The sequence below is a fragment of the Jutongia huaianensis genome (genome assembly GCF_014384985.1).
GTDB classification, from domain to species: Bacteria; Bacillota; Clostridia; order Lachnospirales; family Lachnospiraceae; genus Jutongia; species Jutongia huaianensis.
Genome location: NZ_JACRSX010000006.1, coordinates 44,939 through 61,168 on the forward strand (window position 1 = coordinate 44,939; position 16,230 = coordinate 61,168).

Annotated in this window: 16 protein-coding genes; all 16 read right to left on the reverse strand. The window is 45.9% G+C overall.

Annotated elements, in window-relative coordinates:
* Position 1 precedes the first annotated feature (1 nt).
* The 16 genes from H8704_RS06430 to H8704_RS06505 all read right to left on the reverse strand — a co-directional run bounded on the left by H8704_RS06430 (position 2) and on the right by H8704_RS06505 (position 16,200).
* A complete protein-coding gene (locus tag H8704_RS06430; RefSeq protein ID WP_118677435.1) occupies positions 2-955 on the reverse strand; it encodes a glycosyltransferase family 2 protein in 954 nt (317 codons plus the stop codon).
* A complete protein-coding gene (locus H8704_RS06435) occupies positions 939-1,586 on the reverse strand; it encodes a CatB-related O-acetyltransferase (RefSeq protein WP_022465660.1) in 648 nt (215 codons plus the stop codon). Before H8704_RS06435 ends, H8704_RS06430 begins: the two co-directional genes overlap by 17 nt.
* The gene (locus H8704_RS06440; protein ID WP_249297739.1) at positions 1,583-2,443 is read right to left on the reverse strand and encodes a glycosyltransferase; all 861 of its coding nucleotides are present in this window, start codon (positions 2,441-2,443) and stop codon (positions 1,583-1,585) included. The genes H8704_RS06435 and H8704_RS06440 overlap by 4 nt, the downstream gene beginning before the upstream one ends.
* Positions 2,444-2,488: 45 nt before the next feature.
* Positions 2,489-3,289, reverse strand: coding sequence for a glycosyltransferase family 2 protein (locus H8704_RS06445; RefSeq protein ID WP_022465662.1), 801 nt, complete (start codon positions 3,287-3,289; stop codon positions 2,489-2,491).
* A gap of 41 nt (positions 3,290-3,330) precedes the next feature.
* Positions 3,331-4,311 (reverse strand): glycosyltransferase family 2 protein, encoded by a 981-nt coding sequence (locus H8704_RS06450; RefSeq protein WP_249297740.1) that lies wholly within the window; start codon positions 4,309-4,311, stop codon positions 3,331-3,333.
* A gap of 13 nt (positions 4,312-4,324) precedes the next feature.
* Positions 4,325-5,353: an acyltransferase family protein gene (locus H8704_RS06455; RefSeq protein ID WP_182458291.1), complete on the reverse strand. Its 1,029-nt coding sequence runs from the start codon at positions 5,351-5,353 to the stop codon at positions 4,325-4,327.
* A 34-nt stretch (positions 5,354-5,387) separates the two neighbouring features.
* On the reverse strand, positions 5,388-5,765 hold the full coding sequence (locus H8704_RS06460; RefSeq protein WP_022465665.1) for a DUF2304 domain-containing protein: 378 nt from the start codon (positions 5,763-5,765) through the stop codon (positions 5,388-5,390).
* 12 nt (positions 5,766-5,777) lie between these two features.
* Complete coding sequence (locus H8704_RS06465; RefSeq protein WP_118677425.1) at positions 5,778-6,467, reverse strand: glycosyltransferase family 2 protein; 690 nt, start codon at positions 6,465-6,467, stop codon at positions 5,778-5,780.
* Between the two features lie 33 nt (positions 6,468-6,500).
* Positions 6,501-8,687, reverse strand: coding sequence for a DUF2142 domain-containing protein (locus H8704_RS06470; protein WP_118677423.1), 2,187 nt, complete (start codon positions 8,685-8,687; stop codon positions 6,501-6,503).
* Between the two features lie 72 nt (positions 8,688-8,759).
* Complete coding sequence (locus H8704_RS06475) at positions 8,760-10,529, reverse strand: glycosyltransferase (RefSeq protein WP_249297741.1); 1,770 nt, start codon at positions 10,527-10,529, stop codon at positions 8,760-8,762.
* 4 nt (positions 10,530-10,533) lie between these two features.
* Entirely contained in the window at positions 10,534-11,772 is a 1,239-nt protein-coding gene (locus H8704_RS06480; RefSeq protein WP_249297742.1) for an ABC transporter ATP-binding protein, read from the reverse strand.
* A gap of 18 nt (positions 11,773-11,790) precedes the next feature.
* On the reverse strand, positions 11,791-12,567 hold the full coding sequence (locus H8704_RS06485) for an ABC transporter permease (RefSeq protein WP_249297743.1): 777 nt from the start codon (positions 12,565-12,567) through the stop codon (positions 11,791-11,793).
* 176 nt (positions 12,568-12,743) lie between these two features.
* Positions 12,744-13,637: a tRNA pseudouridine(38-40) synthase TruA gene (truA, locus tag H8704_RS06490; protein WP_249297744.1), complete on the reverse strand. Its 894-nt coding sequence runs from the start codon at positions 13,635-13,637 to the stop codon at positions 12,744-12,746.
* Between the two features lie 27 nt (positions 13,638-13,664).
* Positions 13,665-14,471: an energy-coupling factor transporter transmembrane component T family protein gene (locus H8704_RS06495; protein WP_022465672.1), complete on the reverse strand. Its 807-nt coding sequence runs from the start codon at positions 14,469-14,471 to the stop codon at positions 13,665-13,667.
* On the reverse strand, positions 14,468-15,322 hold the full coding sequence (locus H8704_RS06500) for an energy-coupling factor transporter ATPase (protein WP_249297745.1): 855 nt from the start codon (positions 15,320-15,322) through the stop codon (positions 14,468-14,470). The genes H8704_RS06495 and H8704_RS06500 overlap by 4 nt, the downstream gene beginning before the upstream one ends.
* Before the next feature lie 20 nt (positions 15,323-15,342).
* Positions 15,343-16,200: an energy-coupling factor transporter ATPase gene (locus H8704_RS06505; RefSeq protein WP_022465674.1), complete on the reverse strand. Its 858-nt coding sequence runs from the start codon at positions 16,198-16,200 to the stop codon at positions 15,343-15,345.
* Positions 16,201-16,230 lie beyond the last annotated feature (30 nt).

The window sequence follows — 16,230 nt, forward strand, 5'->3', positions numbered from 1 at the left end:
TTTACTTCCTGCATATAAAATTCTTAATTTCCATCAGCTTATTGACCATTTTCATAAAATGATATCTTCTGCGGTACAGCTTCTGATATTCCTTCCAGTACGGCTTGTCCCGGTACTGTTTTGATACCAGCTCCTTGAGATTTTCCGTAGCGGAATACTGGGCATCCGTCATGGACAATTCCCAGTTGATCATCCATTCGGTAAAGAAGTTGATCAGAAGATTTTTCTGAATGATTTCCATATCCTCTGCGCTAAGTGCCTGATTTTGTTCATAGGGCTCCAGCAGCTTCATGTAATTGACATAAAAGACCTGATACAGTCCATAGCTGACATCCTTTTTGGCCGGTGACAGAGATCTTCCGATCCTCTGATTGCATACGACAATGTCATTTTTGCGATATGCTGTTTCATAGATTTTACGAACCTGCCACAAAGACAGCTCACAGCCCGCCGTATCCTTCTCCAGTGCTGCGCAGTCATCCTCCCAGATAGTAAATCCGCCGATCCAGGTGACATAATGCCCTTCTGTCACAACAAAGTCCCGGAAAGAAAAATGCTCCCGGCTTTGTCCCTTTCCCTGTCCGTTGCTTAAAAAAATGCATGGTCTGCTTTCCTGATATTCCTCTGCCAGATTACAGAGAAGCCTTAAGGTATCCTTATTCAGACATAAGGTATCGTTATTTAATTTGCGGAGAATTCCGGTTCCCCGGCTGAGTGCCAGCGGAAAATTCCGATCTCTTACATTTTGTTCATTCCGGAAATAAACAATATGATCAGACTGACCGGCATATTGTCTTCCCATTTGCTCTGTATCGTCGTCGGAAGCATTATCCGATATCACGATTTCCACCTTTCCTTCCCGGAATTCCGGCTGTGCCATAATGGATTCCATGGTTATCTTCAGCTGCTCTACCCGGTTATAGGTTGGTATACAAATACTAACGAGTGGTTTCATTCTCCTTGTCCCCCATTTTTTTTGGAAGTTCCTCCAGATACTTTACAAAATCCTTCTGACTCTCGACAAACAGATCCCGGTGCTCTTTCACAAATGCCTCGTCAATCTGCGAAAAATCGATCTCCAGCAGTTTCCCGCGAAGCTCCTCGTCAAACCGGTATCCCAGAACCTTTGCCGGCACTCCCGCGACAATCGCATAGGGCGGCACGTCCTTTGTCACAATCGCTCCGGCTGCCACAACGGCACCTTGATGGATATGCACACCGGACATGATCATGGCACCGCAGCCGATCCATACATCATCATCCACCCGGATATCTCCCTTAGACCGGGCATCCATCCCATCCCGCGTGATCAGCTCCTGTACCGGATATGTCAGTAAATGATCCATGGGATGCTCTGCACTCAGAATAAACTTCACGCCATTGGCAATAGAGCAGAAGCTTCCTATGGTCAGCATGACATCCCGCCGTGTCATTTCTATGTCAATGGGACCGTAGGTATATCTTCCCACCCGGACACAGTCAATATCATAAACATTCGTGCATCTGGCTCCGTTATGTTTGTTGCGAAAACGCCAGACAACCTTTCGTTTCCATACCAGATAAATAAATTCTAAAAAACCTTTCATATATCCTCCTCTTTGAGCAGCCTATAATAAACCTTTGCAGCCTGCAGAATATTTTTCATCCGAAACTTCATAACCCTTCTGTGATCTCCCAGACTTTTGGTAGCTTTGCCATGATTGTGAAGCACCTGGATATCCGGCTGAAATACAATATCCACGTTGTTCTTCCGGCACCAGAAGCTTAAAATGTATTCTTCATAATAAAAATAAGTCTCCGGCGAAAAAATAACCGGCTTGCGGTCCATAAGCTCTCTGGAAAAGATCAGGCACGCTCCCATCGGCGCAATATTCTTCCGATAGGACAGATCTGTCACGGAAAGAGCGACATCCTTACTGTTTTTCCCCAGCAGCGCATAATAAAGCGGATAAAACCACAAAGCCAGTGTATTAAATAAAATAGTTCTTCGCACTCTATTCTTCGGAAGAACCATATTTTCATCAATGGGACTCTGATGGATTTTCAGAGTTGTGTGAAATACATCGGGACTTAAAATGCCAAAATGACTTTTTTCATATTCCCCGCGTACTTTCCGGATAAACTCCCGGTCCCGAAACAGCAGATCATTATTGGCAAATACCACAAAGCTGCTATCCCAGTGCTTCACAGCATAATCGTAGGCAATATTATTTCCCGCAGAAAATCCAAGATTTTTTTCATTATGGAGAATATACACCTGCTCATTGGACTGATACATCTCCTGAAGACGTCCCAAAGAATCATTGACAGAAGCATTATCCATCACAACGATCTTCACACAGTCACTGTGTTCCAGTGCCAGGATCGAGTCAACACACTCCTGGGTTTCCTCAAAACAATTATAGTGTAAAACAATGAATGTAAAATATTCTTTTCTCTCCATTATAACCTCCGGTTTCCTGTCCGTTTTCTGTCTGCCATACGATTCCTATGAAAGCTCATTGGATTTCTCGGATCTGCTGTAAAATTTATTGATCAGTCCGGCGATCACAGGCGGCCAGAATTTACAATACATAATGTAATTTTCTTTCTGCCGTGCATTGTCTCCAATAATCGCAGTCGTTGCAGACTCTTCATGGATCCGGTGGCTCATCAGAGGCTCCCCGCAATAGACAAACTGCCCCTTCTGTCTGGAAATATTTTCCCACGCCTCCCAGTCTTCACAGCTTCGGAACCCATTTTGAAAGATCGGTTTCTGCAGATTGTCCATGCAAAAGGTCACCGCCGGACAACAGATCGGATCACCCAGAGATAAAATTCTCCGGCGGACAAACCGGCTTCCCTGAAATCCTTTGACCTTAAGGGGCGCCAGCATTTTTCTTTTGATATTCAGATTGACATTTTTATATACCTTTTCTCCGTTTCGCAGTTCCGAATAGCCGGTAAATCCGATCAATGGGTGTGATGCCTTTTCCATCTCTGCCAATACCGTCTGAAGATATGCCGGTTCATATGTGTCATCCTGATGGGCGATCGTGGCATACTTTGTATGCACATGCTCCAGTCCAAAATTCCAGTCCTGGGTAATACCGGATTCCCCTTCATTGATATACAGCTCGATCTGATACTGATCTGCCATTTTCCGGATCCGGTCATTTGGCGTTGAAGTCACCATAATGATCTTTGAGCGCAGCTTCTGGCCACGCAGGGATTGAATACATTCTTCCAGATATTCACTTTCTTTATATGCACATATGACAAAGGTATGTTCTTTCAATTGATTTTCCATTTTATCAACGCCGCCTTCCACTTTCATCTGTCTCTTGCAAATTATAACCAGGATATGATCCGGAACATCAGGGTGTCCAGATGAACCCTGTGCAGCAGCATGGTAACACCAACGCCCAGACGTATTTTGCTGCTCTGTCCTTTTGGTTTAAAAATGCCATAATAAGGATTTCTTTTGTAGTCCGGAAACTTCTGCTTCATATCTCCGAGCCAGAACTGATATTTCTTCTTCATCTTGGCCGGATGACAGCCATGACCATATGTGATCAGAGCATTCACCATATTGGCTACATAGGTGTACTCGATCATCCGTCTCTTTTCCTCGGAGATCTTCTGCAGATCATATTTTTCCAGAAATACCCGGAACATCTCCGCAACGTATTTTTCATGCTCTCTGTCATAGGTCAGGGATTCCGTTGTGGAGAATGCATTAAACCGGTAATAATATCCAAAATAGTGAATGATCTTGTATTTCACATTTTCATAAAAGATAGCAATACTAAAATAAATGTCTTCTCCTACCCGCACCTTGGAAAAGTCAATGTCGTGCTCCCGGATAAATGCTGTCCGGAACATTTTGGCACATGCCAGCGGATAGCAGACAAGCGTCCAGGCACTGTCTTTAATATCATGTAGAACCTTTTTTCCCTCAATATCCTTGGTAAATCCGGCCACCACAATATCATATGGCTCCTTTTCCACCTCTGACATAAATCTGAAAATATAGTCCTGCGCAATATAATCATCGCTGTCCACAAACATGAAATACTCTCCGGAAGCCTGTTTCAGCGCACGCATCCGGCTTCTTCCCTGTCCCATGTTCTCTTCATTTTCTAATACAACAATCTTCTCCGGATATTTTCCCCGGTATTCCTCCAGAATCTCCCGGCTGTTATCCGGACTGCAGTCGTTGACACAGATGACCTCATAGCTTCCGTAATCCTGACTCATCACACTGTCCAGACATTTCCGCAGATATTTTTCTGCATTATATACCGGAATAATAATTGATACTTTATCCATAATCTGTCCCCCGTTATCTCTCCGCTGCATAATGTAATACAGCACCTGCTGCCGTCGTCAGAACCAATGCCAGCCCCATATGCACATACACATCCATTCGCCCGCCAAAACAATAAATCAATAACTGCTGTAACGGAAAAGCACACAGGTATATCGTATAGGAAAAACGTCCTCCAAACGCCAGTCGGCTGCTGCACTGCTTTCCCATAAATGCCAGATATACCAGCACATAAGGATAAAAGATCCAGACTGCGGCAACGGGCATGGATAAAAGGAAGCTGACCACCATCCCTGCCAGCGAGAGGAGAAACAGCCGGAAATCAACCGGTACCTTATCCCGGTATACATATAAAACGTGCCCCAGCAAAAAGAAATATACCGGACGGAGTGCTGCGCTTAAAAGTCCGATCCCAAGCATTGAACAAATCCGGAAGCCGATCACCGCAGCAGCCAGATACAATGCCATCACACCGAGAATTCTCTTTTTTTGCAGAAGTCCCAGCCGGTAGATCACATAACACGCCACATAGCAGAGAACCTCTACCGGCAGTGTCCACAATGCCCCATTGACCACACTTCCATAGAAATTGTGCGAAAAAACACCCGGCAGATTATGCTGCAATACAAATATGGCATTGAGAAGATAACGCCACGTCATGCTGCTGGTGAAATATTCTCCCAGAGGAAGTGTCGTAATACATGCACCCATAATGATCGAAAGGACCACTACTGCTGCCAGAGGCGGCCACACCCGGCGGAAACGTGCCTTAAAAAACTTCCCGGCTTTTTGGGTCCGTTCCATGCTTTTGGCAATAAAAATACCGCTGGCCAAAAAGAACAGGCTGACTGCCATGGTTCCAAAATCCAGCTGCTGCCCCGTGATCACCCGGATCCACTCTCCATTGGACCCATTCAGATCAAAGGAATGATGTACGATCACAAGCCAGGCAGCCAGAAATTTCATCAGATCCAGATTGTTGCTTTTCCGGCGAAGCTGACTTTCCAGATAAAGGCCTTGTTTCTTCTCTGTAATTCCACTCATATTGATACTCATTCTCCCATATTAAGGTACTTCGTTATTTTTCTTCTTTGATTTCCGCTTCCAGCTTCTGATAAGTATCGTACATATCCTTCCGGATAATGGCAATCTCCTGTGCTGTCTTTTTTACCTTGTCCTGAAGATTGCTGACCGCAATGGATAAGGAAAAGATCACAACGATCGACAGACAAAAGCCCAGGAAAAACAGCATATTGACCGCCGATGTAATCCCCAGTGCTCCCGACAGCAGGATCAGTAAGCGTGGGAAGATCGTGAGCACCAGAACACACAGTGCCACAAGCAGCCATAATAATGCATAGCGGAAATCTATAATCTTTTTTCGAACTAAATTAATAATATACATCATCGCTATCAAGATAACGACGATCAACAAAATTTGAAGCTTTACAGACATTATCCTTCTCCTTTATTTTTTCATTCGGGCGATCACTACGGCAAAACTTACCTTGATCATATAATAAACACTGTTCCTTAACGAAATAGAGGAGATTCCCTCTTCTCTCTCGTTCATCACAACCGGTATTTCCGTCACTTTATGCTTCTCAGACAATACTGTCACAACGCTCTCCGGCTCCGGATAATCCTTTGGATATTCATTGGTGAATTTCTTTAACAGCTTCCGGTTGATCATCCGCATTCCCGACGTAGGATCTGTCACCGTTTTACCGGTCAACAGCTTAATGAGCAATGAAAAATATCGTATACCTATCCGTCGAAGTCCTGATGACTGGAACCCTTCCTTTTCTATAAAACGGGAACCGATCACCATGTCAGACTCTGTCTCCTCCAGAACCTTTGCCATCTGAGCAAGAAATTTGGCACTGTGCTGTCCATCCCCATCGAATTGCACAGCCAGGTCATAGCCATGATAATAGGCATAACGATATCCCGTCTGAACAGCTCCGCCAATGCCCAGATTGACCGGAAGGTTCAGATAGCTGAAGCCCTTTTCCCGGCACATCCCCAGGGTGTTGTCTGTGGAGCAGTCATTCACAATAATATAATCAAAGTCAGGTGCGTTCTCCCTGATATCCCGCACCGTCTTCTCCAGATTTCCCTCTTCATTGTATGCCGGAATGACAATAATCTTTTTCATATAAATGTACTCCTATCATTCATTATTTCCATTTTACAGGAACTCTGTAATCATGCAGCTTGCAAGTGCAATGGATATCACCATAGACGCTCCCTGAATATAGCGATCCACCTTATCGCTTCTCGGAATGGTCAGGAACCGGATCTGTCCCAGTGTCAAAAAGAGCGGTGTCACGATCGGCCAGAGATAGCGTCCTTGACATCCCTCAATAGAGGCAGAACCTACGGCACTAAACATTACATACATTGCCGTTGCAACACAGCATGCGGTGATAAACGCCAGCGGTAAAATCGCGATCTTAACCGGACAGCCTACGGTTTTCACATCCTCCTTGCGGCGGTCAAGGATCGTTACAGCCACAAGCCATATAATACAAGGCATTCCCAGTGTCGGAATACTCAGATAATATGCTGTCTGGACAATAAATGTCTTAAACATAGTCGGGTTCAGATATTGATAACGCAGGAAGAACAGAAGCACCTCCGTATATTTCTTTGGATTGGCCATAATATACTGAATCTGTCCAACCGCATTGACATCCTCGCCTCCGCGGATATCGCCTCTGCCCAGACCGCCTCCGAAGATCAGAACCGAGAATCCGATAACCGCCAGAATGACAATGCCTCCAAAGAAGCATCGGTAGATCCGGCGCCATTTGACATTTTTGAACTTGCAGGCAGGCAGAAAGGCTGCCAGACCCAGAAGCGGAATATATACCGGCTTCACGATCATACCGATCAGGAACGTTCCAAAGATCAATATAATATCCTTAAGGGTCAGTATCTTTTCGGGATGCTGGTATTCCCCGATCAGATAGGCAATGGAATAGGCGATCAGCGAGATCAGCCAGTAGTCATAATTATAATTACATACAATAAACACCGCTCCCGGCATCAGTGCCACGGCTGCCATGATCATTTTGCCAGACTTCAGATGACGCATTCCCAGATAGATGATCACAAGATAAAACAGGGCACTTGCAAGTCTTCCCAGAACGATCATCGCCGACAGCGGAATCCCCAGACCTCTCGTGATAAAAAACACAAGGATCACCGGAAGATATACCAGTGAGTTATATTTTATGGATACTTCTTCCTGTTCCGTTTTCGTTACACGGGCTGCCGGATCGTTAAATATATTCTTGATACCGGACACATTGGAATCGGAGTAAATTTTAAGCTGGCCGGAGAAACAGGTCATATAAAAATCTTCCTCCGACAACGCCAGCGTATTATTCTGGAGATGAGAGGCTCCCGCCGCATTCAGATAATGGATCTGGTCATCCCACGACACATTGAGACGCAATGGCAGAAGCAGGGTAAGTCCCAGACAAAGAATCACGCCACAGCGCAGGAATAATACTTCAAAGGTTCTCTTTTGGGCCAGAAACAGATATTTGATGATCTCAAAGCCGATCAGGCCAAGCATCGCACCATAGATCACACTTTTGGAGGTACACTGCCAGCTTCCGTGATGAACTGCCATGACATAGAGATTCCGCAGAACCCATCCACAGACAACCGCACCTACATACAACAATGCCATGATCAGAACATGCTTTGGATGGTGCTGCAGATAAGAGCCGAGATTTTTGAAGGAGTCTTTGCATTTGTTGATAAGCAGCTCGGTCTTTTCCCGCTTCGCAAGCCAGCAGGATACAAGGATCAGCACAACCACAAATGCTGCCACCTTCTTTTGCAGAGGACCTTCCTCGCCCCCCTGTGTTTTCTGAAGATGATCAATGTATACGGAATCCAGCGAGAAATCCTGATCGGAAGAAATCCGCAGGCGATTGACCGGTTTGTGATTCAGATATGTCTTTTCTGCATACTGCCCCGCCGGTACACCGATCGTAATCTCCTCCACCTTCTCGTCATTATAGAATGACTGCACCTGGAAATTGGTATCCACCGCAGCCTCTGCACTGAGATTCAGCCACAGGACACGGATGGCTCTGTCATCAAATGTATAATCAATATAATGGGTGTCTGCATCTTCAATATGGTAATTATTGTCGGCCACCGTATAGCCTGCCACAGACTGCTCTCCCGGATATTCCAGAATGCTCTCCTGAGAATATACATTCAGGGAATGATATACGATCATTCCAAATAATACTGCGATAATACACAATATCGTCAGGTTTCTGGGATAATGTATTACCGTCTGTTTTCTTGTGTTTCTGTTGTTCTTACCCTTTGTTTTCTTTTTTGAAGACATTCTGTTCCCCCATTCTGCCACCCTTGCAGCAAATCAAATATCGACGCCCCGGACTCCGGTTTCTAAAAACTTTTATCCCTGATGTTTTCCCAAAATAAAATCTGATGAGTTACTTGTTAAATTGATATTGTAATACGGATCTCCCTGCCGGATCACCGTTTGCCACCGTTCCTTCAACAGCGCCATCTGCTCTGTCTCATCCGCATATTCCCCATTGGCATTTCGTTTTTCTTCCCAGTTGATCATATCACTATGGGAAAATCCAACTCTTGCATAAGGATCCACTACATTGACTTTGCCCAGCTCTCTCAGCTTCAGGGAGAGATCAAATCCCGCAAACCAGGTCAGCAGAGCATCATCCATGCCTCCCACCTGATCATAATATGCTCTCCGTACCATCATACATGTATCAGACACGGCAGACACATTATGCATATAATAAAAATTTCCCCAGAAACCGTCATGGTCATCATTTAGCAGGTAGAAGTTGTTGCTTCCCAGTCCGTAATATCCCACGCCCAGTGTAATACCGGCATCCCGGATCACATTTTTGGGATAGCTAACAACACCGGCGGCTGCGCCAACTTCCCCGCGCTGCGCCACACTTAACAGCTCCTCCAGCCAGTCATCCTGTCTGCAGATACAGTCGCTGTCCAAAAATAACAGATACTCTCCCTTTGCTTTTGCGACAACCTCACTCCACTTCATACCATTCCGGCGTACCAGAATCTCATAATGAGAATAGGATGTGATCTCACGGATCCTCTGCCCGCATTTTTCACTCTCTGCCTCCGGTGAATTCTCCGACAGGATAATGGATACCAGCGGCTGTCCCGAAAGCTCATATTTCACACGGTAAATGACCGGATACAACTCTGAGCTTGCAACAGTTGCTTTGATCTGCTGCCTCTCCAGATGTGATTCTATCGCCCGTTTGCCGGCATCAATGCAGTATGTCTTGGCAGAAATGTCTGAGGCCACGGACAAAGCATGATTTCGCCAGAAATAAAGCACCTTCGGGATATGCACGATCTTTGCCGCTTTTTCGGTTAAACGGAGCACAAGATCAAAGTCCTGACTGCCGTCGTATTCTGTACGAAACATTCCATCAATCTGATCTAACAGTGTTCTTGCAAAGCATGTAATATGACAGATATAGTTATTGGACCGTAAATCATCCGGCGCAAAATCCTGTTTGAAATGATAGCTGTCCGGCTTCTTTGGATTTTTTGAAAAAACCGCCTCATCCGTATAGATAAAGTCAGCTCCCTGATCGACTGCCTGCTTCAGCTCATATAAAGCACTCTCGTGAAGCAGATCATCATGATCAAACAGCACCACATAATCTCCCGCTGCCATAGCAACACAGGCATTGGTATTTTCTGAGATACCACCGTTTTTCTCAAGCTGCTGATACTTTACCCTGGGATCCTTCTGACGGTACTCCTTTACAATCTCCCCTACCTCGGAATGTTCTGCATCACTTCCATCCGCAAGACACAGCTCCCAGCTGCCGTAGGTCTGCTGCTGTACCGATTCGATCATTTCCCTTAAGAACTTCTCCGGGGTATTATATAATGGCACCAGAATACTAAAACATGTAGCTGTCGTATACTTCTGGTCCCTTTGACGCTGCCGTTCCTCCGGGGTGATCTGCAGACATTTATAATACTGCTTCTGTGCAATCTTATCGCAGATCCTCCCATGCACCCATCTCATCTGTGCCTTGAATCCATGCTTGCGGATCCCCAGCATAATGGCGTAGCACTTTCTCGGAATATAAAACAATCTGCTTTTTCTCAGATAAATACGGATCTTCGACAGTTCTTCGTTATTTCTCATTTTCTCACTCCAGTTTCCATTTTGAATTCATATTGCAGATTCCCGTTTTGCCCGTGGTATTCTGTACACAAAAACGGATCGTGTCGTGAATTCGGTCAAGTATCTCACCATTTTCATCTAACGCATCCACATCCAGCATAAAATCGCCTTCTAATAATTCGAGCTTCTCAAATTCTATGATAAATTTACTTTTTCCATGAATCTCCTCTGTGCAGCTGTTCTCGATCAGACTGGTACTACCATAATAATGGGTATCGTCATCTCCATAGATCCGGACCGCAAATTCTGCCTTATGGATTTCCTCTGCTGCCGAAAATGTATACTCGGCTCTCATATAATCACCGGTCTCAAATACACTCTCCGGCTGGTTATTCCGGTCATACAGTGTCACACCGGTAAAGAATAACTTCCCGGAACCGGAACGGATCACTTCCCGTCCGCAGAATGTATTCTGGTCATTCTCTGTCCCCGTCTCTCCATTTAACGCCTGCATTCTCTGCTGTGACCGCTTTTCCAGTTCTTTCAGATACTCGGCATGAACCTCCATCGGCTTTCCGATCTTGCGGATCTTGCCATAATCAATCCAGATACAGCGGTCACAGATCTGCTCGATCTGTCCCAGCGCGTGGGAAACGATCACGATCGTAGTGCCTGCGTTTTTAATTTCTTTGAGGCGTTTAAAACATTTTTTCTGAAAGCTCATATCCCCGACAGCCAATATCTCATCAATCAGAAGTATGTCGGCTCTTACATTGATCGCAACGGAAAATCCCAGCCGCATATACATTCCGGAGGAATAAGTCCGCACCGGGTTGTCAATATATTCATCCAGCTCAGAAAATGCAATAATATCATCGATCTTCTCATCAATCTCCTTTTTGGTCATTCCAAAAATAGAAGCATTGGTATAGATATTTTCCCTGCCGGTCATATCCGGATGAAAGCCTGCTCCAAGCTCCAGCAGACTGGAGACTCTTCCGTTGACCTTCACCTTTCCGTCCGTGGGATACATGATCTTGTTGATCAGCTTCAGGGTTGTACTCTTGCCACAGCCGTTTCTGCCGATCAGTCCTACCGCTTCCCCCTTCTGAATGGAAAAGCTGATATCATCCAGCACCCAGTGATCCTCATACCGATTGCGCTTCCAGAACAGCATTTTGTCCTTCATGCTGTTGCCTTTATCTGCATATATCTTGAACTTCTTTTTTACATTCACCAGCTCGATTGAATTTTCGTTCTTCATATCACCGTCATGCCTTTCTTATAATTCTTCCACGAAGCCTCTCTGCAGCCGTTCAAATACTAAACAGCCCACACAGACGAATACAACGCCTGTTACAGTCGCCAGAAGAAGCGTCTGCATCTGCGGAATCTGCTTATAATACAGGATATCGCGATACGCCGTGATGATCGGTGCCATCGGATTTAACTGAAAAATGGACTGTAACTCCTTCGGAATAAAAGACAGAGGATATACCACCGGCGACATATACATCCACGCCATGGATACAATGCCCAGAATGTGCTCCAAGTCTCTCAGATACACGGTGCATGCCGAAGTGATCAGTGCCAGACCCAATGCTAAAATATATTCTATGATCATGATCAGCGGCAAAAATAAACATGCCACAAAATTGAATCCATATCCTGTCACGAATAAAACCGCAAAGATAACGATAAAGCTGAACAGCATATTCACAAAACAGCTCGTAACGTAGGAAATCGGAAGTATAATCCTCGGAAAATATATCTTCTGGATCATATCCTGATTCATTACGATAATATTGGCTCCCCCGGTCAGGGAAGAACTGAAAAATATCCATGGCACCAGCGCAACAAATACGAAAATGTAAAACTTCTCGATGCCGGCACGCATTACAACAGAAAATACTACCGTATATACAAGCAGCTGTAACAACGGATTAATAAATGTCCAGAAAAAGCCTAAAACAGATGCCTTATATCTTCCACGCAGATCCTTTTTGACCAGAGAAATCAACATCTGTCTATACGCATACAATTCTTTTAACTTGTCCATTCTCTCTAAAACCCTTCTACTACCAATTTACATAACTCATTTAAGTATAGCACACTCCTCATATTATAGGCAACTCCTATTTCCCCGCAAACCCTGTTAAAAACTGACAATCGCGAAAGCTATCACCTCGCATTATAAATGCAGAATAACAGTTTTCGCGATATTTATCATTGATATTAATCATATTTAATCTCTACCAGTCTGAGCCCCCTGGCCGGTGCTGTCGGACCTGCCTTTGCCCGGTCACAGGCAGCAATGATCCCCTCGATCTCCTCCGGCCGGATATGACCTCTGCCAACCTCCACCAAGGTTCCTGCAATGATCCGCACCATATTGTAGAGAAAACCGTTTCCCCGGACACGGATGGTCATAAGGCGTTCCGGTGACCGTTGTGACTGCTCTACAGCTGCAGTTTCCGTCGGCTGGCAGATTGGATCTGCCCCAGTCACCTCGGACGCCGGCTTACTTCCTCTTCCGGTGACCGCCAGCGGCTGCTCCAGCACTTCCAGACTGTAGATTGTCCGTACCGTAGTCTGCACCTGTGCCCCCGCCGCACAAAAGGAAGCAAAATCATGCTCTCCCAGAAATGCCTGACACGCCTTTCGCATGGCATCCAGATCCAGATCCCCATATAGAAAATATGCCGTATTCCGGTAGGCAGGCAATGGAAACGTACGATTTAATATATCATATTCATATGTTTTGCGGCAATCACAGTGTCTCGGATGAAAATCATCTGCCACCTGTAAAGAGGACTGGATCACGATATCCTCCGGCAGCCGCTGATTCAGTGCGTAGGAAAACTTCTCCGCCGGAATCTTTGATACCGTATCAAAAACCGCCACATTGCCCAGCGCATGGACGCCGGCATCGGTCCGGCTGGCACCGGTCACCTGTATTTTCTCTCCGGTAAGCTGTGTTAAAACACGGTTTAATTCGCCTTCTATGGTCTTTGCATTGGGCTGTACCTGCCAGCCATGATAATTTGTTCCATCATAAGCAACCCGCAGAAGAATTCTGCGGGTTGTGTGCAGCTCTGATGTCATTTTGTCCGAATTCTCTGACGCCATCTGATCCATCCTCCTGATCTGTCTATACTAGATTGCCACAACCCTCGTCACCACAACAAGCAGCACCAGATAAACCGCCAGCACACCATACCCCTTATAGTCTCTGCTATGGTACTTGAGCGGCTTCATCTTCGTCCTTCCGGCACCGCCGTTGTAACAACGGGCGTCCATGGCATAGGCCAGCTCGTTGGCGCGCCGTGTCGCAGATACAAATAACGGCACCAGAAGCGGGATCATATTATGCAGCCGGTGCATCAGATTTCCCGACTCAAAATCAGCGCCTCTGGACATCTGCGCTTTCATAATCTTGTCCGTTTCCTCCAGCAGGATCGGAATAAAGCGCAGGGCAATGCTCATCATCATGGCAACCTCATGTACCGGTGCCCCAAAACGCTTTAACGGTCCCAGTAAATGCTCCATGGCATCCGTCAGCTGATTTGGCGTGGTAGTCAATGTCAACAGCGAGGATCCTATGATCAGCAGGATCAGACGAAGTGCCATAAAGACGCATTTATAGATACCTTCTTTGGTGAGATTTAATATACCAAACCGCCATATGGTTTCTCCGGGTGTCCACAAAAGATTTAATGCCGCGGTAAAGAGCAGCAGAAATAAAATCGGCTTCAGCCCCTTGATCACATAACGAAACGGCACCTTGGACAGCTTCAGCACCAGCGCAAAAAACAGTCCTGCCACCAGAAAACCGATCACATAGCGAAAGCAAAACAAGGAAATGAGATAAACAAGCACTCCCACAACCTTCATTCTCGGATCCAGCTTATGGATCAGGGATTCCCCCTGATAATACTGACCTATGGTGATGTCTCTGATCATGACTGCCTCCTCAAATAATCTGCAATGTTTTGTGCTGCCTGCTCCGGTGTGATCCCATTGACATCAAGATCCATCCCTCTGTCCCGCAGTTCATATAGTATATTGGTAGACTGCGGCACATCCAGACCAATCTCCCGGAGCTCCTTCCGATAACGGAATACCTTTTCCGGTGCTCCATCCAGTACAAGCTCTCCCTGGTTCATCACCAGAATGCGCTCCGCATAACGCGCTACATCATCCATACTGTGAGAAACTAATATTACCGCAATATTTCTTTCCCGATGAAGCTTTTGCAGCAGTTCCAGAATCTCTGTCCGCCCCGCCGGATCAAGTCCCGCTGTGGGTTCATCCAGAATCAGCACCTCCGGCTGCATGGCAAGAACTCCGGCGATGGCCACACGCCTTTTCTGTCCTCCGGAAAGAGCAAAGGGTGCCACATCCAGCAGATCATCACTGATCCCTACCTGCTTCAGGGCATCAAAGGAACGCTTCTCGATCTCCAGGTTGTTCATCCCCAGATTTCTCGGTCCAAATTCCACATCCTTGATCACGGAAACCTCAAACAACTGATGCTCCGGATACTGAAAAACAAGTCCTACCTTCTGACGAAGCTCCTTTTTAGAAAAACCTTCTCCCTGGATATCCTGCTCATTGTAAAAGATCTGACCGGACGACGGTTTTTCCAGACCGTTTAACAGCTGTGTTAAAGTAGACTTTCCGGAACCCGTATGACCAACAATCCCCACAAACTCATTATCATGAAGCGTCAGATTTATATTTTTTAATGCCCATTTTTCCTGCCCGGTTCCCTCTCCGTAAATGTAATTCACATTTTCCAGCCGAATCGACATGTTCATTCACCTTTCTATCGTTAGATCCACAATTTTTCCAATGCGTCCACAAGCTCCCTCTGATCCAGAATATCCTCCGGCAAAGAAATCCCCTTCTCCCTGAGCAGCATTGCAACCTTTACTGCTTCCGGCACGGCCAGCCGGTGCTCCTCCAACTCCCGGCTTCTGGCAAAGATTTCCCGCGGTGAGCCTTCCATCACAACCTTGCCGCTGTCCATCACATAGACATAGTCGGCTCCTGTGACTTCTTCCATATAATGAGTGATCACGATCACAGTAATTTTTTCTTCCCGGTTGATCCGGCTGATGGTATCAATGACCGCTTTCCTTCCACCCGGATCAAGCATTGCCGTAGACTCATCGAGGATAATACATTTCGGTTTCATCGCAAGTATGCCGGCAATCGCTACTCGCTGCTTCTGTCCTCCGGAAAGCTTATTGGGGGAATTTTTGCGGTAGGCATACATTCCGACATTTTTCAAAGCCTCTTCCATTCTCTTCCATATCTCATCCGTGGGAACACCGATATTTTCCGGTCCAAATCCCACATCCTCCTCAACCACATTAGAAATAATCTGGTTATCAGGATTCTGAAATACCATCCCCACGGTTTTGCGGATGTCCAGGTCCTTTGTATGATCTCCACACTCCATGCCTCCTACATAAAGAGTTCCCTCCGTCGGGGTTAAAAGAGCATTTAAGTGCTTGGCAAACGTCGATTTGCCGGAGCCGTTTGCTCCCAATACTGCAATAAAGTCCCCCTCCTTCACCTGAAGAGACACTCCATCCAGTGCCCGGTTGATCCCAGTCACATTTCCCTCTTCATCCCTCCGGGAATACTCATGTACTAAATCCTTCGCATCAATGATCGGCTGCATGTTCTCACCTTTCCTGTATCGTTAGCAATT